The 25754-nt window shown below is 69.4% G+C and carries 12 protein-coding genes; 5 read left to right on the plus strand and 7 right to left on the minus strand.

Going from position 1 to position 25754, the window contains the following annotated elements; translation table 11 throughout:
* The first annotated feature begins 41 nt into the window (after window positions 1–41).
* Window positions 42–461 carry a hypothetical protein gene (locus ACIQVI_RS04330; RefSeq protein WP_403590873.1) on the plus strand — a complete coding sequence of 140 codons (420 nt, stop codon included), beginning with the start codon at window positions 42–44 and terminating at the stop codon, window positions 459–461.
* On the opposite strand, the gene ACIQVI_RS04335 is transcribed toward ACIQVI_RS04330, so the two are convergent.
* The 6 genes from ACIQVI_RS04335 to ACIQVI_RS04360 all read right to left on the minus strand — a co-directional run bounded on the left by ACIQVI_RS04335 (window position 456) and on the right by ACIQVI_RS04360 (window position 10066).
* Entirely contained in the window at window positions 456–3761 is a 3306-nt protein-coding gene (locus ACIQVI_RS04335) for a type ISP restriction/modification enzyme (RefSeq protein ID WP_403590876.1), read from the minus strand. The two genes, ACIQVI_RS04330 and ACIQVI_RS04335, sit on opposite strands and share 6 nt — an antisense overlap.
* A gap of 178 nt (window positions 3762–3939) precedes the next feature.
* The gene (locus tag ACIQVI_RS04340) at window positions 3940–5022 is read right to left on the minus strand and encodes a MerR family transcriptional regulator (RefSeq protein ID WP_403590879.1); all 1083 of its coding nucleotides are present in this window, start codon (window positions 5020–5022) and stop codon (window positions 3940–3942) included.
* Window positions 5023–5205: 183 nt separating this feature from the next.
* Window positions 5206–6045, minus strand: a complete 840-nt coding sequence (locus ACIQVI_RS04345) for a hypothetical protein (RefSeq protein ID WP_403590882.1) — start codon at window positions 6043–6045, stop codon at window positions 5206–5208.
* Between the two features lie 13 nt (window positions 6046–6058).
* Entirely contained in the window at window positions 6059–6586 is a 528-nt protein-coding gene (locus tag ACIQVI_RS04350; RefSeq protein WP_403590885.1) for a hypothetical protein, read from the minus strand.
* A gap of 116 nt (window positions 6587–6702) precedes the next feature.
* Complete coding sequence (locus ACIQVI_RS04355) at window positions 6703–9249, minus strand: DUF262 domain-containing protein (protein ID WP_403590888.1); 2547 nt, start codon at window positions 9247–9249, stop codon at window positions 6703–6705.
* Between the two features lie 112 nt (window positions 9250–9361).
* Window positions 9362–10066: a hypothetical protein gene (locus ACIQVI_RS04360; RefSeq protein WP_403590891.1), complete on the minus strand. Its 705-nt coding sequence runs from the start codon at window positions 10064–10066 to the stop codon at window positions 9362–9364.
* Between the two features lie 590 nt (window positions 10067–10656).
* Between ACIQVI_RS04360 and ACIQVI_RS04365 the strand changes: the two genes are divergently transcribed.
* Window positions 10657–16692: an AAA domain-containing protein gene (locus ACIQVI_RS04365; RefSeq protein WP_403590894.1), complete on the plus strand. Its 6036-nt coding sequence runs from the start codon at window positions 10657–10659 to the stop codon at window positions 16690–16692.
* A 79-nt stretch (window positions 16693–16771) separates the two neighbouring features.
* Here ACIQVI_RS04365 and ACIQVI_RS04370 read toward each other — a convergent pair whose 3' ends face one another.
* The gene (locus tag ACIQVI_RS04370; RefSeq protein WP_403590897.1) at window positions 16772–18943 is read right to left on the minus strand and encodes a UvrD-helicase domain-containing protein; all 2172 of its coding nucleotides are present in this window, start codon (window positions 18941–18943) and stop codon (window positions 16772–16774) included.
* Between the two features lie 204 nt (window positions 18944–19147).
* Here ACIQVI_RS04370 and drmA point away from each other — a divergent pair, with 204 nt between their 5' ends.
* The 3 genes from drmA to drmC are packed head-to-tail and all read left to right on the plus strand — an operon-like array spanning window position 19148 to window position 25634.
* Window positions 19148–22978 (plus strand): DISARM system helicase DrmA, encoded by a 3831-nt coding sequence (gene drmA, locus ACIQVI_RS04375; protein ID WP_403590900.1) that lies wholly within the window; start codon window positions 19148–19150, stop codon window positions 22976–22978.
* Window positions 22975–24870, plus strand: a complete 1896-nt coding sequence (gene drmB, locus ACIQVI_RS04380; protein ID WP_403590903.1) for a DrmB family protein — start codon at window positions 22975–22977, stop codon at window positions 24868–24870. Before drmA ends, drmB begins: the two co-directional genes overlap by 4 nt.
* Window positions 24867–25634, plus strand: a complete 768-nt coding sequence (drmC, locus tag ACIQVI_RS04385) for a DISARM system phospholipase D-like protein DrmC (RefSeq protein ID WP_403590906.1) — start codon at window positions 24867–24869, stop codon at window positions 25632–25634. The genes drmB and drmC overlap by 4 nt, the downstream gene beginning before the upstream one ends.
* Window positions 25635–25754 lie beyond the last annotated feature (120 nt).

Below are 25754 nucleotides of genomic sequence, written 5' to 3' on the forward strand. Positions count from 1 at the left end.
TCGCCACCGCCGTCCCACGCGGCACGGGGCATACTGAGGACATGCTCGTTCTCAGCGGTCAGCTCTCGCCGCTCCAGCAACACCTGTTGCAGGAACTGGATCTGTGCGACCTCCCGGCGCCCGAAGACGCACCGGAGGCATATCTCGTTCGCGACCTGGACGCGGACGAGATCCGGGATGCTCTGCCCACTCTGGTGTGGGCCGGGCTGGTGGAGCGCCGGGACGGTGTCCCGGACATCCTCGCGCTCACTCCCTTGGGAGCCGCGACCCTGCGTGCGGCCGAGTGCGACGAGCTGGCGGCGCGCCTGAGCGCGGTGGCGGCCTTCGCCGACACCGTGTCCACGGGCGCGGAGCCCCGTGCCGCCGGACTCGCTCTGAGACATCTCGCGGAGGGGACATGGACCCTCGAACAGGCGAGGTCCTACGTTCGTACGGGGGAGACAGGCATCGCCCGCTCATGACTCGTCCGGTTGACCGAAGTCCAGGACGACACGGCGCCGTGCGCGTGTGGCCCCGGGCTGCGGCGGGAGCACGCCCGCCGAAGTGAGGTCGGCGACGGTGACGACCGGCGAACCCACGATCTTCGCGGTGAGCGCCTGCTGTACGGGGGCGAGGTCGACCACTCGTCTAAGGACGGACAGCAGGTCGATCAGTTCCTCCGTCCACTCCTTCGGCCACGACGTGACGTGGAGGTCGTCGAGCGGGCTGGTCCTCCGACTGGTGGGGGAGGCCTTCCGGTAGCCGAACCACTTCTTGACCACGTTCATCCCGCCCACTTCGTAGGCCCACACCTTGGGCGGGACTCCGGTGAAGGTGCCCGGACCCACACGCAGGGAGGCGGTCTCCGCGTCGTAGGCGAGCGTCTCCGGCAGGGCGGAGCCGATTCCCGTCTCGTACCGCACCTGACGTGGGTCCCCTACGGGAAATGTGACGCTCTCCCGGCCCGGTGCCTGCCCGCCCGGAAGGGTGCCGAAGTCGCCGTAGGTCGCCGACCACAGGAACTCGCGGCCGACGCGGACCGCTTCGTTCCACAGCACCGGATCGCGGGTGAGGGGTAACCGGACACCCGGGGTGAGCAGTTCTTCGGCGAAGTGCTCCGTGAAGCCCCCGTGTCCGGCGACGGCCACGGCGTAGGCGGCGAGGTCGTGTACGGTCGGCTCCACCTCCATGCCGAGAGCGCCGGCCAGGTACCGGAGCAGCCCCGTGGGCGCGTTGGCGCCGCCGTCGGGATGGAGCACGGGGTGCACCCTGCCGCCCCGGCCGTTGAAGTGGTGCGTGTCCGGCAACAGCGCGGTCGCCACCAGCGCGGGGCCGCTGCTGATCTCGTGGCTGCTCTGTTGGTTGAGGAATATCTGCCCTTGCTGCAAGGACTCCCACAAGTCGGGCCGCGCGAAGTCGAGGACCCGATTGTCGGCGATGAGCCACTGGCGGTCGAAACTGCGCAGGGAGATCCGTAGAAGCGATGGTTGTGTGCCCTTCTCTTTCTCCATGCTTCGGTCGGGGTGCGGAAAACCCGGTATGTTCGTCGGCCGCGTGCTGAGTCGGCGGTCTCGTGTCTCTTTGAACAGGACGGATTTGGCCTCGGGGTCGTCCTCTGCAACGACACGTGCCCAGCGCCGCGCGAGAACCGCCGACGACGGTGAACTCACCCAGGACCGGTTGGCCTTGCTGCCGGGACTGCCCCATGGGAACAGGTCCTCCAGCGCCGGGTAGTCATCCCACCCCGACAAGGTGGCCGGAGTGAACGGTCGTACCCCCTGCGCGTGTGTGTCCCGCCACCCCCCGTCATCCAGCCCCACCTCCCGGAGCTGGGCGAACTTCTCGGCTCGCTTGCCCTGGAGTGCCCGGTAGTGAATGCGCGCCGGGCGGCCGGAGTCGTGATCCGACCGTCGTACGAACACGCAGATCGACAGCGGCTGGGCGACATGGGGGAACACGCGGGTGGACACGTCCGAACGCTGTCCCTCCGGCGACAGGTTGATGATCCAGCCCTCGTCGCACGTCCTGCGCAGATAGTCACGCATGCCCCGTCCGGCGGGGCCGGTGGCGAACGCCGACGGGGTGATGAAGCAGACGACGCCGTGTCGGTCCTCCGCATGGGCGTCGAAGACCTTCCAGGTGGCCCAGCGCCAGAAGTAGACGTACAGGTTCTTCAGCGCGTGCTCGTAACGGCCGTTGCCCGGATACCGGAAGTCGTCCAGGGGCGGGCGGCCCTGTCCCTTCGTCCGTTTCTCGACCCAGCCGCCGCGGTTCTCCGCCTTGTCGTCGTACGGCGGATTGGAGATCACCACGGTGACGGGGACGTTGGCCTTGACGTGGTTGGCGCGGGCGCGTGACACGGAGAGGGCCGCGTACGTCGAGGCAAGTTGCTCCTCCTGGACGTAGGGGTCGTCGAGCGTGTCCGTGACGTGGAGGTTCAGACCGCCCGGCGGGAGTGGGGCGCCGTACTTCTTCAGCAGGTCGGCCGCGCGGAGTTCGGCGACGGCGAACGGGCCCATCTGGAGCTCGAAACCGTACAGTCGCTCGGCGAGCCGGCCGATCGCGTCAGGTGCCATGGCGTCGCCGTGTCGCTCGGCCGCCTGCCGTGCTACCCGCTCGATGACGGTGTGCAGGTATGTGCCGGTGCCCATCGCGGGGTCGACGATGTGCACGCTCTCGTCGCCGTAGCCGCGTGACTTGCCCAGGCGGGTGCGCAGCACCTCCTCGGCGAATCGGACCATCTCCTCGACGACCTGGTGCGGGGTGTAGTACGAGCCGCTGCGCTGGCGCAGGCCGTCGTCGTAGACGGAGAGGAACGACTCGTAGAGGTGGAGGTAGGCGTCACGGTTGCCCTGCCGAATGGTCTCCCAGTCGACGGCCGCGACGGTACGGGAGAGGAGGTTCAAGGTCACTTCGAACCGCTCGTTGATGCTGTCGGTGAGCAGTTGGAGGGCTTTGCCCATCAGGGCGTGGCCCGCGTTGAGGCGGCGGCCGATCTCGTGGAAGCTCGTGTCGGTGACCGGGATGTGCTCGGTGTGGGCGAGGAGCAGCGCGAAGGTGACGGTCTGGGCGTATCCGTCGGCGAAGGTCGCGTCGTCCGCCGTGGGGAAGAGCAGCCGACGCCAGTCGCTCCTGAGGCCGGTGAAAGGGCGCTCGGCCGTCGGGTCGGCGGCGTTCAGCCCGGCTTCGGCGCGCAGTTGTTCCCGCACGGCCTCGCGCAGCAGGCGGCACAGTGGAGCGATGTGCTGGACGAGTACCGAGACGCGACGGATCTTCGGAGGCTTCCAGCAGAGCACGGCCTGCGCCAGTGCGTCGAAGGCGGCGAGGTCGACGGCCGTCAGCTTCTCCCCGGCGCTCTTCAAGGCCCCGGACAGCGTGACCTCGTCACCGATCTGCACGCCGTACTGGAAGACGCGCCAATGGGTGCCGTTGGTGTAGAGCAGGTTCGGGAGGTCACGCAGTCGTTCCCACTGCCGCTTGTCGTGACCGGTGAAGGAGTTCGGGTCGATGCTCTTTCCGGGCCGCTTCACCTCGATGTAACCGGTCACGTCCCTGCCGGCTCGTACGGCGTAGTCGGGCCGTACCCCTAGGTGCGGGATGCGGGTCTCCGGGTACCAGCCGATCTCGGGGCGGGCGTGGTGCGCGGCTATCGTGCGGAACAGCTGCTCCAGAGGGGTGCGGATGGCCGCCTCGCGGTCACCCGGGCCCAGCAGGTTCCGTTTGCATTCCGCGCCGTAGACGGAAACGGCCTCCTGGAGCCACTGAAGACGTGCGTCAGCCATGGATCGCCCCCCATCGCCCCGGCCCCGGACGAGATCCGGGACCGACCCCTCAGGCGAAGTATGGGACAGTGCCGTCCCCCTGGGCAGGGGCGTGCAGGAGATCGGCCGAGGTGCGCCCCCGACAGGTGTTCTACGGACGGCACCTGTCGTGCCGGACGCACGCTCGCCGGAACAGTCGCTAGTCCTCCAGGCGAACCGGCATCAGGAGCGAGAAGACGCCCTCGTCGTCGGGCCGGCGGATCGCGAGCGGTGCCGTGGGCGCGCCCAGTTCGAGGATCAGTCCGTCCCGCGCTCCAGCGGTGAGTGCGTGCAGCAGGAAATCGCGGTTGACGACCACGTCGTTCCGGTCGTCGTCACCGTCGTCGCACACGATCACGGCCCCCTGCTCCGTCACCCGGAGAACGCTGAGATCGTAGGGCTCGCCGTCCTGCCCGCGGGCCTCGCTCGTACGGACCGGGCCGGTCTGCAAAGCCTCCCGGAAGGCCGCCGTGCCGACGTGGGCCCGGCGGCCGGCCGGGAGCTGGACCAGACGGCGGTAGTCGGGGAACTCGTGGCCGAGGCTCCGGCCGGATGTCTGACGGTCGTCGGTCTCCAGCGTGACGCGGTCACCGTCCACCGTGAGCCGGGCGGTCCCCTCGTCGGTCAGCAGAGCCCGCATCGCGTCGGCGAGCGGAAGGGGCACGACCACCTGTGTCCCGGGCCCGGCGTGCCCGGTCGTGCGCGCTCGCGCGACGGCCATCCGGTAGCGGTCCGTGGCCACCAGGTGAAGTTCCTCGCCCTCGACGTCGAACAGGATCCCGCCGAGCATCGGCAGCTCGGTGTCGGTGCCGGCGGCGAACCGGACCGCGTCCAGCGCGGCGGCCAGCTCCGGCGGGGGGACGGACAGTCGGGTGAGGGTGGTGCGGGGCGTGGTCATGGGGTGCTCCCTGTGGTCGAGTAGCGCTCGGAGTGTGGAGAACTCACTGCGGGCATCGGCCAGCCCCCGTTCGAGGCGGCGCAGGTGCGCCTGGAGGAGACCGCGCACCAGGTCCCCGTCCGCGCCGGCCCAGCCGGCCAGCACGAGCCTGATGTCGGCCAGCGGCATGCCCGCCCGGCGCAACCGGGCCAGCAGACGGACCTCCTCCAACTGCCCGGGTCCGTACCAGCGGTAGCCGCTGACGGGGTCCACCCAAGCGGGGACCAGTACTCCGGCACGGTCGTAGAACCGGAGCGCGCTGACGCTCAGTCCGCCGGCCCGGGCCATCTCCCCGATGCTGCGCATGTCGTTCTCCACACTCGGAACTCTGATCCCTCGACAAGGTCGAGGGTCAACCCCGGCCACGGTCCAGGAGCGTTTCGTGGCCGTCCCGGCCTCTGACCGGCTGAGAGGAAAGTGCGGGCACCGTGTCCCCTCCGCGCGGGGCACGGTGCCTCGCAGTCGATGCCGCGGTGGCCGGGGAGCCGGTCAGATCCCGGAGAAGTCGGGGGCCCAGACGAGACGTAGGCCGATGCTGTCGGCAAGTGCGGTCCAGCGGGCCGCGGACGGGCGTTTCTCCAGCACCAGGACCGGATGTACGTCGGTGCGCGGAAACGCGCTCCGGAGCTGCTGGGCGTAGTCGAGGACCTGGCCGACACCCAAGCGGATCTGCTGGTCCTCGCGCGCCCCGGTGAGGCTTTTGACCTCGGCGACGAAGACGTCTTCACCGCGTGACCACCCGGCGTCGAATTCCGGGACGCCGGAAGCGTACGTACACGCCTCGATGCCCTGGCGGTACAGGTGTGCGACGAGCGCTCCGACCGTTGCCTCGTGCGCCGCGGTCGCCTCGTCGAGGCGGCTGAGGTCCAGCGTGAGATCACCGGAGGCACGTCGGCCGGTCCTCCGCACACGGAGGGGACCGCCGAGAATGCGCGCTTCGGCCGTGGCGGCCGGAACGGGACGAACACGTCCCGTGCGCGCCTTTCTCAGCTCCAGGCACGGTGCGGGACGCCCTCGCAGCAGCTTCGAGAAGCCGTCTCCATCCACGACGCAGACGTGCCGTCCCCGGCTGCGTTCCGCCTCGGCGTCCACGAGGGTGCTGCTGTAGGCACGGTTGTCGTCGATCACGACCTTGCTGGCCAGATCGCCGTAGACGACGAGGGTGACCTTCCGGGAGAAGTCGCTCTTGGAAGTCGCGCCCCGCTGCCCGGCATGCTCGGCGCAGTGCGTTCTTACCCTCCACTCGCCGTCGACGAGAACACGACCCGTGAAGCAGATCGTTCTTCCGTTGAGCGTGTGAACGGTTCCTCGGCATGGTCGGTCCGGCACGGGAACCACCTCCTCACTCGTCGTCCGGCGGCAGCCAGCCGATGTGCCGCAGAACGGGCACGACCCGGAAGCGGACGAAGGCGACCACCGGTGTCTCGTCGTCCGCGGCCGGAAAGAACAAGGCGTGCTGGAGGGGTTTCTCGTGCTGCGGGTCGTCCAGATCCACAGGAGGCAGATCCGGTCGGTCGAACGCGGCCTCCAGCCTGACCCCCTCCCGAGCGGTCAGCTCCTCAAGACGGGGCAGCCCCATGACGTTCGCGAGGTCCCATGTGGTGAGGGACTTCTTGACCCGTGGCCTCTCCTGCGCGTCGACGTACGTGGGGAACACCATGACGCGCAGTTCCCCAGGCCTGGTGGAGAGGCTTATCCCGGTGCGCAGCCGGTTGTGCAGATTGGAGAGGGCCGCCGGCATCTCGGGGACGACCGTGGGCTTGTGGAGCACCAGATCGCGTTCGCCGTTCGCCCAGTGGTTGTCGTGCACCGCCAGGGAGGGCTGACCCGGGAGACGTAGCCCCCACTCGACGGCGCTCGTCCGGGACATTTCTCCGGAGCAAGTCGTTCCGTTCCTCGGTGGGACCCTTCTGGTGTTCCGGGTCAGCGTGAGGTCGTTCAGTAACCGCATGAGTGATGTTTCCTCCGAAAGATTCCGATACGCGTTCAGTTCCTCCGTGCCAGATCCAACGCCGCCACCCCGACGAACCAATCCAGTACTTCACGGATCTCGTCACCGTGCTCCGCGAAGACACCGACCGGGAAGGAGGGGCGCAGCTCCAGCTTCGCTGCGGGCAGCTCGATGCCCTCGATCTTGTTCAGGCGGTGCAGGAGTTCCCGGCGCTGCTCCGTGTCGTCGAAGGGGCGGCGGGTCTTCAGGTGCTGGAAGACCACCTCGACCGTTCCACTGACGGGGTAGACGGCGATCGGCCACATCAGATGTGCTCGGCGGCTGGTTCCGAGGTCCAGCATGGGGAAGCAGCTCGTCTCCTCGTACCGGCCGTAGGTCACGTGGCCGCCCTGGCGACGCCAGAAGTCGAGGGTCGCCACGACTCCGGCGTACGCGGTGGGCCAGTTCTCCCGCAGCTGCGTACGGAACCGCTCGGCCGCCGCCGCGTCCTCCCCCTCGGGGAGCGGATCGTGGACGGCGGGCTGTGCCACGTCCCTGCCGAGGAGGGTGGCAAGCTCGGCGGCGGACAGGCGCTGGGAGGAGTGGGCCCGCCCGAGGGAGTCGAAGCGTACCCCCTCACTCGCCAGCAGCTCCTGCGGCGGCAGACGATCACTGTCGTCCGTCCAGCGGAACGAAGGGGAGACCCGCCCCTCCACGGTGAGCACCCGGTAGGCACCGAGAAGGTTCGTGTTAGCGCCGAGATAGGCCCCGACGGGCTTCGGGTGGCTACCGATCAGCTCCGCGACGTCGCCGTACGTCGTCCAGGTGCCGCTCGGCATCGCCACCAGGGCGGCCCGCAGCTCGATCCAGGCCGGTGATTCCTCGCCGGTCGGCCTGACGCCTCCGATCGGACCGGGCCACAGTTCCACGGAGCGGTCGGCGAGACGGTCGGCGCGTTCCAGGATCTGCGTCTTGCCCCAGCGCTGCGCAGAGGAGATCTCGAGGTTCATGCGCAGCGCGCTGGAGTCGAGGATCTGCTGCTTGCGCTCGAAGGGATGATTGGAGAGCTTGGCGTTGTCGCCGGTCAGCGTCAGATTGCCGAGCGTGTGCACCAGCAGGTCGTGCAGCTCCTGCGGAGTCTGGTTCGGCTCCGTCTCCTCGGCGAGCAGGTCGAACCACGCCGGCGCGGGACGCTGAGGCAGGACGTGCTCCACGCTGAGGGAGGCCTTGGCGAAGTCCACGGGCTCGGAGGCGGCGTAGCTCTCCTCCAGGCGGCGCAGGACGTAGCCGCGCTGGGGAGGGCGCCCGGCCCAGTAGAACGGCTTGGTGCGGACTGCCTCGCGCAGTTCCTCGTCGCTCGGCCAACGCCGTCGTCGGCCGGACAGAAACCGCCTCACCGCTTCGGAAGCCGGTCGGTCGGTCTCGAGCTCCTTCGGCGCTTCCATGAAGATGCGGTTGAGGCCGGTCGTCGAGGTCTGACAGATCAGGCGTCGTACCAGATAGGACTCGACGCAGCCCAAGGCCTGCGCCACGTCGTCCGGCGTCGTCCGGCCGGCGTCGAGAAGGTCCAGCAGGTGCAGGGTGAGTGGGTAGTGCGTCTGGCCGCCCCACGCGGCCAGACGCTCGAGTGCCACCCGAAGAGCGGGGGACCGCTCACGCGTGGGCTCGACGATCCGCAGGAACCGTCCGGCCCGTTCGGAGAGTTGCTCGATCTCGTGCTGCAGCGCCTCCTCGTCGCCGGCCAGGGGCTGGAGTCGCTTCTGCTGCTCGCGGTAGATCTCGCTCTGCTTCGTCTTGTAGTGGCCGCGTACCACCAGGTCGAGCCAGACCAGGAGTTCGAGGCGCTTCGGACCGAGGCTCTGCTGCATGGGCAGCCACAGCTCCTGGTAGATCCGTTCGCCCCGCTTGGGCAGCAGCATGAAGACGTAGTTGCGCAGCAGATCGCTCTGACTGAGGCCGACGCCCGTGTTGTTGATCGACTCGAAGATCCGGTACACGTTGTCGCCCGGCTCCGCGGTGATCTCCACGATGGAGAGCAGGTCCTTGAGCGCCGTCTCGACCGTGGCGGCCCACTGCTCGTCACCCGCCTCGTGGCCTTCGGTGAGCGCACCGCGGAAGAACCGGTAGGCGGCACCGATGTTGTCGCCTCCGCCGGCGTCCGCCCGGGACTGCACACAGGCGGTGTACGCGTCCCGGTCCGCCTGGGTGGGGAGCAACCGGTAGTGGTCCGCGCCCTCGTGGAACTCGTTGACCAGCATCTGGCGGTGCACCCGGTCCACCCCGCGCGCATCGCCCGTCTCCTTCAGGTGGTCGCGCAGCGCGGTGAACGCCAGCATCAGCGTGGTCAACCGCTGCTGTCCGTCCACCACCAGCCATCTCTGCACTCCGCCCGCCTGGATCTGACCGGGTGCGAGCACCACGGAGCCGAGGAAGTGCGGCGCGGTGGGTTCACCGGCAAGGTGCTGGTCGACGAGTTCCCCGATGTCCTCCCACAGCCGTTCCAGCTGTTCCCTGCCCCAGCTGTACGTACGCTGATAGAGCGGCACCTGGAACTGCTTGTCCCCTTGGGCGAGCTTCAGGAAGCTGATCTCCTGGGCGCGCATGCGCATCCTTTCCACACGGCACCCCGACAGGGGCGTGAATCGAGCCCGTTCACGTTCCGCTGTCTCGCGGCACGCCGGGAATCGCCTTGAACCGTCCATCCGGAACACGATGTTATGGAGTCGAATCCCCCGAGTCAGTGCCAAAGGACGCATGGTCCCGGGGGTCATCGCCGTCCCAGTTCGTCGGGGGCTCTCCGAAGATGACACGTGCGGACTTGATCGTCAGGCGCCCGAGAATGTGGTTGCCGCCCGCGCCGAGCGCGGCACCGATGCCGAGCGGCACCTGCTTGCTCAGCACCAGGACCCCCTGCTGGGTCCCGTACTTGGTGATGAACCGCGGGCCCAGCACCTTGTTGGCCCGGTTGATCGCGCTCATGGGGATCGCGCTGACGATGCGCCGTGCCCAATACGGGCCGGTGCGCCCGACGGCCTTGTCCAGAGCCCTTATCGCTCCGTCGCCGAGGAGGACGGTCAGGACCAGGAGCTTGCGTCGCTCAAGGTCCTCGGGGTGCGTGCCGTGCACCTCGGCCAGCGACAGCGTGTAGAGCACTGACGCCTCGGTGAAAAGCATGATGTCGGCCAGAGCCGTCGGGATCCCGGCGCCGGGCACGATCCCTGCCACGCCGGATGCTCCTCCGGACGTGGTGATGCCGGTGAGATAGTAGCGATTCAGCCGACGGATCAGCTCCTGCGGAGTGTCGTCGGGGTGGACTCGGCGCAGGCGCTCGACGTTTTTCCTCGCCAGCGGCTGCTGGGCGACCAGCGCCTTCTCGAAGGCCTGTTGGATCAGGTTCTTGGCGTCGTCGGCCTTGCTCATGGGGTTCTGGTCCTCTCGGATCGCGAGCGCATCGGAGGCGTCGGTATACGCCGAGCCCGAAGCGGGCTCGACCGGTTCCGGGGCCGGTCGAGCATGGTGTCGTGCAGCGCCGGACGCGGGCCGCCCGGTTTCAGGAGCGCACCGGTGACGATTCCGTTCTCCCGTGGGGCCGGTGGGTGCCGGACCGGACTCGTTGACGTCGTGGATGAGCTGCTCTTCCGTCAACCGGGGCGATGAGCCGCTCACTTGTCCGTGTACCGAGCTGCTGATCTTTTCCGTATGGCGTCGGGTGACAGCTTGGTGCGTCCCGTGAACTAAGTCAACACTCGTGTGTGGAGTGGTGAGGGCGCCAGGCTTGAAGTCGTCGACAGTCGGCCGGAGGCCCGGGTGGCCCTTCTTCGGTGGCCGTCCGTGCGGATGTCGCCATGGCGGGGTGGCGGCCTCGGTTTGCTGATACGCTCATGCTGTGTGCTCAGTTCACAGTCGAGCTCTTGGGGTGGGGGCGTCATGCCGCCGGGCTCGTGGTGGTCAGGGCGGGATGGCCGGAGGGGCCACCGGATGGTCCTCGGAAGCAGTGGTGGGGTGGGCGAGTGAGTCAGGATGAGCGCGGGCCGGGCGAAGGTCTGCGACCGGTCGGTTCTGTCTACCAGTACGACGACGGCTTGTACGTACGGGTGGACGACGTCGTGCCCTACGTACCGGCGGACGCCGAGGGCGGGCAGGGGTACCGGGAGGGTGACGACCTGGTGCGCTGCACCCTGTACCTGAGCAACGGTACCGGAGGGCCGCTCGATGTCGACGGCGTCACCCTTCTGGTGCGGGGAGGACCGTACGGCAAGACGGGCCGCCAGGTGCGGGACCGCAGCAGTGACGTGCTCGACGGTGAACTCGAGGGCACCCTGCGCGCGGGGCGCAGAGTCTCCGTCACGTGGGCCTACAGCATCCCGGCCGGTACCGCCGATGACCTGGACATCGAGGTCCGCTTTCCGGGCCGCGGCCGGGAGAGCGTCACGTTCGGCACGGCATCGGCCGTTGCGGCGATGGTCGCTGAACGCCCTGAGCCGATGGCGTTCGACCAGTCCGTACTGTTCGGTGAGCGGCAGGAGTCACTGTTCGCGGACCTGGACGACACCACGGAGCCCCTGGCCGGGACCGTCCACGCCGTCTCGGCCACGGGCCGGCGACGGACGACCGCCCCGGCCGCGCCCGACGCGGCTCCGGCCCGGTCGGCCGCTCCTGGCCGCCCGGTCGCCCGATCGCTGGACGCGGAGGCCTCCGCCGGCGGTCTGGACGCCGCTCGCGTCCGGCAGATCTTCCGGTTCCTCGCCGAGGCCGAGGAGTCGAAGACCCGCCCCGTCCGCACGCTCGACGGGGCGGCCGGCGCCGTGTGGTTCGACGAGTTGCCGGACGACGACGGCGTCGAGGTGATGATCGACGGAGCTCTCGCGGGGGACGACCCGGCCTGGCTGACCGTCGCCCGCCCCGAACGCCAGGACGCGCCGCATCCCGACGCCCTGCTCGCGCCCTGGGTGGACGAGACACGGATCCGTGACTTCAAGGAGCCCCGAGCCCCCCACCTGCGTCGGCGGATCGAACCCGAGTTCCCCGACTGGTCCCAGGGCATTCCGCTCGGCAAGACCTACCACGAGCTGGACGAACACCCCCAGCGGGAGAAGATCGAGAAGCTGTACGCCGCCTGGGAGCAGGAATGGCTCACCTGGGCGGAACGGCGCCGCGAGATCGACCCCCTGGTCAAGCTGTACGACCGACTGCACAAGATGCATGAGGACGCCGCAGGCCTCGGTGAGGCGTACGAACTCGTACTCGGGCTGGGCCGGCTCACCTGGCAGACGACTACCGGACAGCGGGTGGAACGGCATCTCATCACTCACCGCGCCACCGTCCGGCTCGACCCGTCCACCGGTACGCTCACCGCCGCACCCGACCCCACCGGCCCGGGCCTGGAACTCGAAGAAGGCATGCTCGAAGGGGCCCAGCACGTGCCGGGCACCGTGCGCGAGTCGATCGTCGAAGTGCTGGAAGGCGCCTCGGACGTGACCGACCCCGAACACCTCGATGCCGTACACACCGCCCTGCGCAGCTGGACCAACGCCGCTCACAGTGCCGGGAGTTACGCGCCGACCGTCGAGCGCGCCAAGCCGCGCAGCCTCGACGTCCCGCAGGTGGGGCTCACTCCCGCGCTCGTTCTGCGTGAGCGCAGCCGCCGCTCCACCATGGACGCGCTCAAGGCCATCGCCCGGCAGATCGACGCCGGCACGCCGCCCACCGCGCTGCTCGGTTACATCGCGGGCCGGGACGGCGTGCTGACCGCGGCGGACCTCGCGGCGGCGGAAGGCGACGAGACGGCGCAGGACGGCGACGAGATGTACTTCGCGCTGCCCGCCAACGAGGAGCAGCGCACGATCGCCGAGCGCCTGCGCGCCAATCGGCTCGTCGTCGTCCAGGGACCGCCCGGCACCGGCAAGACGCACACCATCGCCAACCTGGTCACCGACCTGCTCGCCCAGGGTAAGCGGGTTCTCATCACCAGCCACACCTCACGCGCCCTGCGCGTGCTGCGTGACAAGCTGCCCGACTCCGTCCGAGACCTGTGCGTGAGCCGCACCGAGGACGGTACGGCCGCCCAGCGGGAGCTGGAGGCGTCCGTGCAGCGGATCCTCGGGGAGTACGCGGGTTACGACGAGAAGGCCTCGGGCAAGCAGATCCGTACCCTTCAGACGCGGCTCGCCCAGGCCCGTACCGCTCAGCAGGCCATGCTGCGCGACCTCGCCGTGCTGCGGGAGCAGGAGACCCACCGCTTCGAGGCGGAGATCGGTGACTACAGCGGCAGCCTGCAGGAGATTGCCGAGCGCCTCACCGCAGAGGCGGGACGGTACGACTGGCTGGGCCCGGTTCCGCAGGAACAGCCCGCCCTGAGCACTGACGAGGCCCTGCGCCTGCTGCACACCACCCGTGCGTACACCCCTCATCACCAGGCTTTGGCGGCAGAGGTGCCCGGCCCCTCCGACCTGCCGGGACCCGGCGACTTCGAGGAGGCCGTACGCATCGTACGGTCGGCCGAGGAAGCACACGCGGCCGCGCGTCAGGACCCGCTGTGCGCGAAGTACGACACGGCCGTGAGAAGCCTCGGTGAGGGGGAACGACAGCGGTTGTCCTCGGCGCTCGACGCCTTCTCCACCGCCCGCGCCCGAGCCGCGGCCCTCTCGGCCGCGGTCGGTGATTGGGCCACGGTGCTCCTCAGGGAAGTGACCGAGGGACAGGACTGGCAGGCACGCAGTCGGCGGGCCGCCGTCAGCGAAGCCCTGACCGCCGTCGACGGCTCGCTCGCCGTCCTGAGTACGGCCATGGTCAGCGGTCTGGAACAGTACGACCCGGCCACGGCACTCGCCCAGGTCACCGCACTGCACGACGGTCTCGGCCAGGGACAGAAGCTGCGCGGCCCCCTCGGCATGCGCTCCAAGCTGGCGAAGACGGTCGGCGCGTTCGTGGAGAACGTGCGGGTCGACGGCCGGGCGCCGGAGGACATCCCGACATCGGCCGTCGTCCTCGCCCGTGTCCGACTGGAACTGCGTCTGGCCCAGGTGGAGTCCGAGTGGGGAACGCCCGTCGCCGCGTGGCAGGGACTCGGGCCGCGCCTCGCGAGACTGCGACAGGACGCGGAGGCGCTGGACGCGCTGCTCGCGGTCGTCGCCGCCCGCACCGACGTGCTGACCGCCGCGGCCACCTCCCCGGTACTCGCGGTCGCCACCTGGCACGACCCGTCGGTCGAGAACGCCGTACGCGTCCTGCTGCGCGCGTCGGCCACTCTGTGCGCCGCCGAGCAATCACGCAAGGTCATCGCGGACGCCGAGGAACTGCTGCGCGCCTGGGGCGACCGACCCGGTGTGTCGCCCGCCGTGGTGCACGCTCTCGGTACCGTCCGCGACCGTGACCCCGATGGCTATCGTGCTTTCAGCGATGAGCTGGCCGAGGTGCGCGAGGCCGTCCGGCTGCGGGCCGAGCAGGACGTAGCTCTCACTCGTGTCCGCGAGGCGTTTCCGACCCTCGCGGACCGTATCTCGAGCACACACGCGGACAGCGAGTGGGACAGCAGACTGCCGTCGCTCGCCGAGGCCTGGGCCTGGTCCGCGTGGCGCGACCGCATGGAGCGGCTGACCGACCCCGAGGCCGAGCGAGCTCTGCGCCGGCGGCTGACGGAGGCCGACGACGAGGCCCGCATCATGCTCGCACGGCTCGCCGCTGCCCGTGCCTGGCACCGCTGCCTCGGGCTGCTCACCGGTGACCAGTCCCGGGCGCTCAGCGCCTACCAGCAGGCCGCACGCCGTATCAAGGGCAAGTACCAGCACCGCTATCGGCGCGACGCGCAGGCCGCTCTGCGCAAAGCACAGGCGGCGGTGCCGGCCTGGATCATGCCTCTGCACCAGGTCGCCGAGACCGTACCCATGGACAGGCCGGGCCTGTTCGACGTCGTCATCGTCGACGAGGCCAGCCAGTCCGGCCTGGAGGCCATGCTGCTGAGCTGGCTCGCCGATCGCATGGTCGTCGTCGGCGACAGCAAGCAGGTCAGTCCGTCCAATGTCGGCCTCAAGCAGGACGAGTACTTCCACCTCAGGGATCGCCTGCTCACCACGCTGGAGCCGGACGTCCGCAGCCTGTTCGGACCCGACTCCAGCTTCTTCGACCTCACGGAAGCGCTCTCGGCGGGCCGCGGCACGCTCATGCTCAAGGAGCACTTCCGGTGCATGCCGGAGATCATCTCCTTCTCCAACGACCTCTGCTACGACCGTCGCCTGCTGCCCCTGCGGCAGTACGGCGCCGACCGGCTGCCCCCGGTCCGCACGGTGCACGTCGAGACCGGCGAAGCCGTCGGTACCAACGCCCGGCTGACCAACGTCGCCGAGGCCGAGGCCCTTGTCGACGCGATCGTGCGCTGCTGTGAGGACCCCGCCTACGACGGGAAGACCATGGGCGTCGTCAGTCTCCGTGCGAGCAAGGGGCACCTGACGGAGCTGGAGAACCTGCTCGCCGAGCGCCTCGACTACGAACAGCGCGAGGCACGGCGCATCCGGGTCGGGGATGCCGAGGACTTCCAGGGCGACGAGCGACACGTCATGTTCGTCTCGTTCGTCAACTCGGCCACCACGGCCGGCGGAGCGGTCCCGGGCGGCTTCAACGGCAAGACCTACGAGCAGCGCATCAACGTGGCGGCCTCGCGGGCACAGGACCAGGTGTGGGTGTTCCACAGCGCGCGGGCCGAACAGTTCCACGAGAACGATCTGCGCCGACGGTGGCTCGATCACCTCACCCGCCCCGCGGAGGAGGACATCGTCGCGGTCGAGGGGGAGGTCCTTCCCGATGTCCGGCACGAAGCGTTCGACAGCCTGTTCCAGCAGCAGGTGTACCTGGAACTGACGGCACGGGGGCACCGGGTCCGCCCGGCATACAAGGTGGGTCGCCATACGATCGACCTGGTCGTCGAGGGTGGAACGCGTCGCCTTGCGGTCGCCTGCGACGGGGACGCCTTCGCCGAGGGCGAGGACGCCTCCACCGCGGCTGCCAGACAGCGTGATCTGGAACGTGTCGACTGGACGTTCGTCCGGATCCGGGGCAGCCGCTTCCACCTCGACCGCGAGCAGGCGCTGGCCCCTCTGTGGACCGAGCTGGAACGGTTGGGCATCGAACCGGTCGGGCGGGAGCCGGAAGATTCCGGTACCGCCGCCGACGCGGCGCTCGGCGGGCCGGAGACGGCCGGTGCCGCGGCGTCCGGCGGTGACGCGGCAGAGGAGGGGCACGTGACCCGGGCCGGCACGGTCGCCCGGGTCGAGGCCGGTGGTGCTGCCGTGGCCGGTGACGGTGCGCCGTCCGAACTGCAGGACCCGTCGAGCCATGAGGCCGGGAGTCGGGACACGACACGGGCGTCGGCCCCCACCGCGGCCGCCCTGGGAACGGTGCCCGCGCCCAGGGCCACGGACCCGCGCGAGTCTCTTGGCGGTCAGGCCCGAGAGACGACGCCTGCTCCGGCGCAACCGCGTGTCGTGACGCCGGAGAGGGGGCAACCCACTACCGCGCGAAAGGCCGAAGCAGCCCCTGTCGTACAGCAGGCGGGCCCTGCCAGGCCGGTGATGTCCGCCCCGACCGGTCAGGGTCCCCTGCCGGTCCGGGAGATTCCCGCCGCGGCCTTCCAGCGGCTGGTGCGTGAAGTGCAGCAACTGCAGGCGGCGGTCGACGCTCCCTACGAGACCCCCGCGGGACCGGACGCGGCCCAGCTGGTCTTCCTCAGGAAGACCCAGGCCGAACAGCGCGACCGACGCGCCAAGCGCCTCGCCTTCCTGCGGACCTTCCTCGACGCCGTCGGCGTCGGGAGGGAAGGGGCCGTCCCCGAGGTCGTGATCCCGGGCGCGCTGCTCCGTCTGGAGTTCGACGGCCAGGTGGACGAGGACACTCTGTACACGATCGCCGAACTGCCCACCGAGGAGGCGGACATCGTTTCTCCGTCCTCCCCGCTCGGCCACGCGCTGTCCTGGCAGCCAGCGGGACGCGAGATCTCGTACGACGCGTCCCAGGGCAGGGCGCGCACGGTCGTCGTGCGGGAGATCCGCGTCTGACCGCGGCCACGGCACCCTGAGCGGGCGACCCTGTCCCGCGGACCCGTCATTCGGTCCGCCGGACAGGGCCCGGTGCGACTCAGTCGGTGACCGGGTCCAGCATGCGGCTCCGCTCGCCGCTCCAGGAGATCGCCAGCGCGTCACGTGCCCGCGTGCAGGCCACGAAGAGCAGACAGTGCTCGGCCAGGAGATCCGAACGGTGCTGTACGGCGTCCTCGTCTGCCGGCGTCACCTGCGGAGCGAACGGCAGTACGTTGGACGTCACGCCGACGACGGCCACACAGCGGAACTCCAGCCCCTTCATGGCGTGCATCGTCGCCACACGCACGCCCGACACCGACGGTCCCGGGTCGTCCTTCACCGCGACGGCGGGGACGCCCTCCCGGCGCAGACGGGCGATGACCGCGTCGACCAGTGTGTTGAACCGGGCGCACACCGCCACCTCGGACGGCTTCACACCGTCCTGGTCGACCCATGTGCGAATCTGGTCCACCAGCGCGCGCAGTTCGTCGTCCTGATTCCCGTGGCCGCGAGCCACCGGGACGCGGCCGTGCAGTTCGGAACGGTAGCCCCGTAGTGAGTCCCGGCCGCCGCCGTCCTCGTCGTCCTCACCGAGCCGGCCCACCGGCTGACCGTCCAGGAGGGAAGCAGACCAGCGCAGAATCTCCTCCGTGCTCCGGTAGTTGAGGCGCAGCCGGGACGTTCGTCCGCGCACGTTGACACCCAGGGACCGCAGCGAGACCCGGGAGTCGTAGATGCGCTGATGGGGATCGCCGACGAGGAACAGGTCGTCGGTCTGCTCGGCCACGCAGGCTCGTAGCACCCGCCACTGGGCCGGATGGAGGTCCTGTGCCTCGTCCACCACGACGTGACGGTAGCGCGGTCCCTGCTCGGCCAGGAGCCGGGCGGCCTGATCGCACACCATGGTGTACGTCGCGGAGTCGCGCGATGCCAGATCCTCCGTGAACCGCTCCATGACCCGCCACAGTCGAGCCCGTTGCACCCGTCCCACCTGGGTGCCGCGCCCCCTGCGTACACACCTCAGGTACTCCTCGGGCGTCCGCAGCCCCTGAGCCAGCACGACGTTACGGAACTCCTGGGACAGGAAGCGCTCCGACCAGGGAAGGTCCTCGCGCGCGGCGGCACGCGTCCACGCGCTCTTCTCCGCCGCCGACGACAGCGGTTTCGGCGAGCTGCCCCTGGTTTCCCGTACGACCCGGGCAGCCAGCGAGTCCACCGTCGTGACGTCGACACGGTCGAGCAGCTGCGCGTCGGCATCACCGAGCAGAAGGGCCAGGCTGTCCCGCAGGGCGCCCGCCATGGCGTTGGTGAAGGTGGTGAGCAGGACCCGGTCGCCCTCGCGTCCGGTACGCAACAGGTGCCGCACCCGGTGCAGGGCGACGACCGTCTTGCCGGTGCCGGGGCCGCCCGTCACCTGAGCCGGTCCGTTGAAGCCCGGGTGGTAGGCGTGCCGGCGCTGGGCGGGATGCAGGAAGACACGCCAGCGAACGAAGTCCTCGGTGAGGATCCGCTCCAGCTCACCGGGGCCGGTGACCTCCACGATGCTGTTGGGCGTGTTGAGGATCGCCTCGCTGAGCGTGACTGCCGGTCGGTCGTCCGCCGTGCGCACCGTCTGTCCGCGCGGGGCGATCAGCTGCTCCCAGACGTCCTGGGGCGAGTAGTCGGCGGCCAGGTACTCCAGCACCTCGTACTGGTCGGCAGGCATCATGGGGGGCGCCATGACCGTCAGATCGTCGGCGGTGACGCACACGCGCGCCAGTCGCATGACCTGCTCGTCGATGCCGAGGTCCCGAAGCACGGTGTCGGAGTGGCGCGCGAAGAGCCGTGCCGGGGTCCGGTCCGCCTTCGTCTCGAAGTAGCTCTCCATCTGCTCGAGTGCCTCGACATTGCGAACTTCCAGGCCTCCGGTGGCGCCGTTGACCGAATAGGCACGCTTACAGGCCCAGTTGATCGCCTCGTCATGGGGCGCCACTCTGAGGAGGGTGAACAACTCGCTGCCGTCGTCCGGGGCGAGGAGAACGCCCCGGTAGAACTTGGTGACCCGGATCGTACGGATTCGGGGGTCGCGCGCCCGCTCGAGCTTCTCCAGATGTATTCCCTTGCTGGCATGGAGCTGAGGCACGGTCAGGCTCCGGAACATCTGGATCGTGTCGTTGACTTCCTTCTGGACAGGTCTCTGCAGGGAGATCAGATCCGCGACGAAGTCGTCGGAGAGGGCGAGACGGGGCATGGGAGTCCTCGGGTCGCGGACGGGCGGTGTACGCGCAGTGAGTCGGGTGGTGAGCGGGCCCCAGCCTAGAGACTCGGCGGGACGGCGAGCGACGGCACCCCCGTATTCGTTGTGTGAACTGAGTCAACGGTCTATATTTCTCGTGTTGTCATACCACCGGTGCACATCCGTGCTCCTACGGCCCTGTCCGAAGGGACCCACCGCATGTCGGCCCAGCCCGCCCAGGCAGCCGTTCCGCATCCGCTCGACGAAGTTCCCCAGACTTTCCGTGCAGGGGACTCCTACGCGGTGCGCGACGCCCTCGTGCACTACATCCGCAGGGATCTGCTGGGTCCCTGGGACGGTGCGACGGAAACGCTGCCGAGTGCCTCCTCCGGCCCTCGTGACCGGTACCTGGTCGGCATGCTCGGCCCGCGCCCCCAGGACATGACCGCGGACCGGATCGCCCGAGCGGCCGCCCAAGGCGCGGACGGGGAGTCGGGCGACGAGCAGGAGGGCGACGACAGCGATCTGCAGGACCGGCTGACCCCCCAGGTCGCCGGGCACATCTGGGCCTCCTCCATGGGACTGTCCTTCACCGCCCCGGCGTCCGTCGGCACGCTCAGTGTCACCGTCCGCTGGGGTCGCTACAGCCAGTCGGACGAGGCCACCGGGCGAGGAACGACGCGCAGGGTCTGGTCACGCGAGCCGGTCGAGCGCCTGGTGGACATCGACGTCACCGACGGCGCCGACCGCACGGTTCAGCTCGACGGCGGCGCCGTCGTACTCGACGTGCAGGTACGCCGACACACCGGCCGCACGGGCGCCGAGGACCTGCGCATAGTGGAACTGGCGCTGGTGAACAGGCAGCCGGACAGCGCGGACGCACGCGACGCGCACTGGCTCTTCCAGACCGAGATCGACGTCACCGCCTTTCCCGACGACCAGGCGGCCGTCTTCCTGCCGATCGACGACCCCCTCGACCCGGCGAGCCACGACAACACACCCGAGGACGCGGAGGAGCGACGGCTGCGTCTGCTCTATCGGGACAGCCTCAGCCACGCCACGGGCCGCAACGTCGCCGTTCACGCGCACGTCCGCGACGGGGAGCGCAATGCACACCGCCTGACCACCGTCTGGCTTCCCGAGTACGACGTCAGGGCGACCACCGCGCCGGCACTCGAGGATCAGGACCTCCTCCAGGGGCTGGAGCTGGGCATGGACGAGCTGGCGGCGCTCGCCGTGCCCGACCGCCGGGACGAGCTCAGCGCCGCTCTCGCCCCGTTGGCCGACGGGTACGGCACGTGGCTGGAGCAGCAGCGTCGCACCGCCGCCGCACTCCCCGAGGACTTGCGAGAAGCGGCCGAGACCGCGATCGAGCAAGCGCTGGAGGTCTGCGACCGCATCACCCTCGGCATCGACCGGCTCGTGGCCGACGAGACGGCCCTGCAGGCCTTCCGGTTCGCCAACCGGGCCATGGCCCTGCAGCGCCGCAACACGGCCGTCTCAGCCGCCCGCACCGGCCGTGAGAACGATCCCCGCTCCTACCAGGAGGCCTGTGAGGAGGTGCACAACAAGGGCAAGGCAGCGGCCAGCTGGCGTCCCTTCCAGCTCGCCTTCGTCCTGCTGAACCTCGACTCCCTCACCCAGCCCGGACACCCGCACCGTGGTACCGGCCGTGAAGCCCTCGTCGATCTGCTGTTCTTCCCGACCGGTGGTGGAAAGACCGAGGCGTACCTCGGGCTCGCCGCCTACGCCTTCGCCCTGAGGCGCCTCCAGGGCACCATGGGCTCGGGTGCGGAAGCCCGAAGCGGTGAGGCGGGCGTCGGTGTGCTCATGCGCTACACCCTGCGTCTGCTGACCGCCCAGCAGTTCCAGCGAGCCGCCGCCCTGGTGAGCGCCTGCGAAGTCCTGCGCCGCGAGGAGTTCGCGCAGGACCGCCGCTGGGGGGCCACCCCCTTCCGGATCGGGCTCTGGGTGGGTACCTCCGTCTCACCGAACTGGTTCGACGAGGCCAAGGAACAGATCGCCGAAGCCAAGGAGAACGCCAGCGACAAACACGCCCGGGTCCTGCAAGTCCTCACCTGCCCCTGGTGCGGCAGTGGGCTGACCGCCCGCTCGAACATGGAGTACGACGAAGGCCGCCGTAGAATCCTGCTGTACTGCCCTCGCGGCGAGGGAGAGGACCGCTGCCCCTTCTCCCGTCGCGAAGCGCTCGGTGAGGGCATCCCCGTGCTCACCGTCGACGAGGAGATCTACCGGCTGGCACCCTCGCTGCTGATCGCGACGGTGGACAAGTTCGCCCAGCTTCCCTGGAACGGTTACTCCGGTCTGTTGTTCGGCAGGGTCACCGAGCTGTGCCCCCGCCACGGCTACCGCCACGACGACCTGGACGCCAAGACCGGCTGCGGTGGCCGCCACAACGCCAGGGGCGACCTGCCGGGCGTCAACGCCCAGCCCGTCACCCGCCTGCGGCCCCCGGACCTGATCATCCAGGACGAGCTTCACCTGATCTCCGGAGCCCTCGGCACCACCGTGGGCCTCTTCGAGGCGGCTGTCGACCAGCTGTGCACGTGGAGCTTCACCGACGCGCACGGAGGACGGCACGAAGTCGGCCCCAAGATCGTCGCCTCCACCGCGACCACCAAGCGGGCCACCGACCAGGTGCGCGGGGTCTTCGGCCGCAAGGTCGCCGTCTTCCCTCCCCAGGTGCTCGACGTCGGCGACACCTTCTTCTCCCGGCAGGTGGAACTCAGCCGTGAGAACCCTGGCCGCCGCTACCTCGGTGTCTGTGCGCACGGCACTCGTCTCAAGGCCGCCGAGATCCGCGTCGCGGAGATCCTGCTGCTCGCGGCGCAGCAGCTCTTCGACGACCACGGCAGGCCGGCGGACCCGTACATGACCCTCGTGGGCTACTTCAACGCGACCCGCGAACTCGCCGGCATGCGTCGGTACATGGACGACGACATCACCACCCGGGTACGGTCCAACGGCAGCCGCAAAGGTCAGGACACGCTGTCCGACCGCATCGTCAGCAGAGCGGGGATGCTCGGCATCCAGGAACTGACCTCACGCATCTCCTCGTCGGACATCGGCGCGGCCCTGAAACGGCTGGAGACCGAGTTCGATCCCGAGCGGGACACCTCGGAGCGCAGGCGGGCCTTCCTGCGCGAATACGCCGCCGCCATGAAGGACAAGCGTGAACCCCGTGCGTCCATGACGCCGATCGCGCGACAGGCCGTCGACGTCGTCCTCGCCACCTCCATGCTGCAGGTGGGCGTCGACGTCTCCCGCTTCGGCCTGATGCTTGTCGTGGGCCAGCCCAAGAGCACCGCCGAGTACATCCAGGCGTCCTCGCGAGTCGGTCGCGACGCCGCCCGCCCGGGCCTGGTGGTGACCCTCTACAACTGGTCGCGCCCCCGCGACCTCGCCCACTACGAGGACTTCGAGCACTACCACGCGACGTTCTACCGCCAGGTGGAAGCCCTGTCCGTCACTCCGTACACGCGCCGCGCGCTCGACCGCGGTGTAGCCGCCACCTATGTGGCCGCGCTGCGCCACGCGACCTACGAATCCTCCCGCAACCTCGATGCCCACCACGTCGACCTCGACGGACCGCTCGCCCAGGACGTCGAACGGCGGCTTCTCGACCGAGCGGAACGAGTGGGAGGCGACCGGGCCCGCGAATACCTCGGCGAACGACTGGACCGGCTCAAGGACGAATGGCGCCGTAAACGCGACGAGAACAGCTCGGCCCTTGCCTACCGCAAGGAGAAGCACAAGACGACCGTCGTGAACGGCCTGCTGCGGCGAGCGGACGGATCCCGGTGGACCGAACTGACCGTCGGCATGTCGATGCGCGAGACGGAGAACGAGATCAACCTGCTCCTCCCCGGCGGCGGTGCCTTCCTGGAAGAACCCTCGGGTGACGGACCCGACTGGACGTTCGGTGCTTCCGGGGCCGGCCCCGACTCCGACCCGGACACCGCGAACACCGTGGACAGCGACGAGTACGGGCCCGTCACGCCCGACCCGGTCAGGAAGGCACAACGATGAGCAGCCAGGGCAGCAACCGCAGGGTCGGCGCCGTACGGCCCAGCCACCTCATGTTCACCGCCGGAGTCGGCGCCCTCGTCGACCTGCCCAACTTCTCCGTCCTGATCCGGGGAATCGACTCCTGGAGCCACTCCGGCGTCACCGACTACGACATCGACGAACCTCGGCTGCGCGCCGCCGTCAACCGGTCGCTCCAGCGCTACGGGCGCGGCCAGATCGAGCAGTTGCGTGCCGCACCCTGGCTGGAAGGCGCCGACACGGACCCGAAGGGCTGGGCGGCACAAGGGATCGGAGTGCCCGTCACGCCATTCCCGCAGTGGCTGCGCTGCACCGCGTGCAATGTGCTGGCCGCGATCGACTCGGGCGAGTTCACCTTCGTCAATGCCAACCCACGGACGCCGCACGAGGCGAAGTTCGTCCACGACTGCAAGCGAGGCAAGCCGCTGGCCGTGGCGGCCCGTTTCACCCTCGTGTGCACCGTCGGCCATCTCGACGAATTCCCGTACACCCCGTACGTGCACCGGGGGCAGTCCTGCGCCAAGACCCCGCGTCCGAAGCTCCGGATGAAGGACCACGGCGGCAACCAGGCCGCCAACGTCACCATCGAATGCGTCGCCTGCGGTGTGAAGCGCAACATCCGCGAAGCCATGGGCGAACGAGGCCGAAGCAACCTGCCCCGGTGCCGCGGGCGACATCCGCATCTCGGGGTCTACGAGACGAACGGCTGCGACCAGGAGCCGGTCCTGATGGTGGCGGGTGCGTCCAACCAGTGGTTCCCGCTCACCCTCAGCGCCCTCGCACTGCCCAAGGCGCAGGGCGGAGACATCGACAAACTCCTGGACGACCACTGGCCTGACCTCGAACTGATCGAGGACCGAGGGCAATTCGACTTCATGGCGCGCATGCCCAAGTTCACCTTCCTCAAGGACTTCGACGCCGATGCGGTAGTCGCGGCGATCACGGCACGCAAGCAGGGGACCGCGGGTCCGGCTCCCTCCGCTCCCGACGTCCAGGCCGACCTCTTCGGACCCGAATGGGACGCGCTCTCCGGCCCCGTTCTCGCTCCCAGCGATGATTTCGCACTCCGGCCGGTGACCGTGCCGACCCGTCTGAACGAGCTCTTCGCCGACATCAGGCAGGTCGAGCGGCTGCGTGAGGCGCGGGCACTGATCGGATTCACCCGGCTCGACGCGCCCGACCCCGAATCACCGGAGATCGCCACGCGCGTCGAGCTGTCCCGCGGGGTTCGGAACTGGGTACCCGCCAGCGAGGTGCGCGGTGAGGGAGTCTTCCTGCGCGTGCGGGACGGTCTGATGGCCGAGTGGACCGCACGCATGGAGAAGTCGCCGCAGATGGAGGCGCACAGACAGGCGTACGCGCGGTTCCGCGCCAACCGGAAGTCGGACCGCAAGACCAGTGACTTCGACCCTTACCATGGCTGGCCCGGAGCACGATACATCGCTCTGCACACCCTCTCCCACCTGCTGATCCGCACCATCGCCCTGGAGTGCGGCTACAACTCCGCCTCGCTCGCCGAGCGGATCTACGCGGGGGACGAACAGAATCCGAGGACGGGCATCCTCATCTACACTGCCGTCCCGGACTCCGAGGGCACTCTGGGGGGCCTGGTGTCCCTGGCCGAAGAACGGGAGTTCGACCGGATCGTGCGTCGTGCCCTGACCGGCGCCTGCCACTGTTCGGCCGACCCCCTCTGCGCCGAGCGTCTGCCGCAGGACCCGGCCGACTTCCTTCACGGAGCGGCGTGCCATGTCTGTCTGTTCGTGTCGGAGACGACATGCGAACGCGGAAACCGCTTCCTGGACCGTCGGTTCCTCGTTCCGCTTACCGGGGACAAGGATCCGGTGCTGACCCCCGTCGGTCTGCTGCCGTGAGTCGACCTGCGTTCGAAGGAGCTACCGAGGCCGCCATTACGGTCCTCGGCCTCTCTCGCAGCAAGGACCTGGCCGGCCTGCTCGCCCAGGGGCGCACCAGAGAACGGATCCTGACCGAACTGGGGACACCCGGAGCCACTGAGGCCCTCGCAGCGCTGCACGACGCCATGGAGTCGGAGTCGGTGCCCGCCTTCGAGGCGGCCGCCTACGTGCGCGGCTATGTCGCCGCCCGGCGGCAGGCCAGGGACACGGTTCGTGTCCGCACCGTGTGGAGCGGTCCTTCGACACCGGCGGTACCGGTGCGGGCCACAGCCCAGGTACTGGTCGAGGTCATCAACGAGGCCCAGCACGAACTGCTGGCGATGACGTACGCGGCCCGTCCCTACCCCGCCCTGACGAAGGCCTTGGCAGAGGCCGCGGAGAGAGGAGTCCGGACACACGTGGTGGTCGAGACACTGGCCGGTGCGGGCGGTCTGCTCTCGGGGAGAGAGCCTGCCGAAGCGTTTGCGGCCGTGCCCGGCCTGCTGCTGTGGGTCTGGGCACGAGGCCCGGCCGAACGGGGCCGTTCGCGCCAACACGCCAAGCTGGCTGTTGCCGACCGTCGCACTCTCCTGCTCGGCAGTGCCAATCTGACCGAGTCCGCTGCTCGACGCAACATCGAGGCGGGCGTGCTGGTGACCGGCGGTGAAGCACCGCGGCGTACAGCAGAGCACATCGTTGAACTGCAGCGTCTCGGCATACTTAGACCCTTGTCACCGCATTGAGCTCCTGAGTGACAACGAGATCGGACTCGCGCTCCAATTGAAGACCTCCTATGAGGGGTGAGGGCGCCACCGCGCAGCATCCCCGTCAAAACCACCGTCACTTGCCTGGCTGCTGAGGCC

The organism is Streptomyces sp. NPDC098101, assembly GCF_044760185.1.
GTDB lineage: Bacteria > Actinomycetota > Actinomycetes > Streptomycetales > Streptomycetaceae > Streptomyces.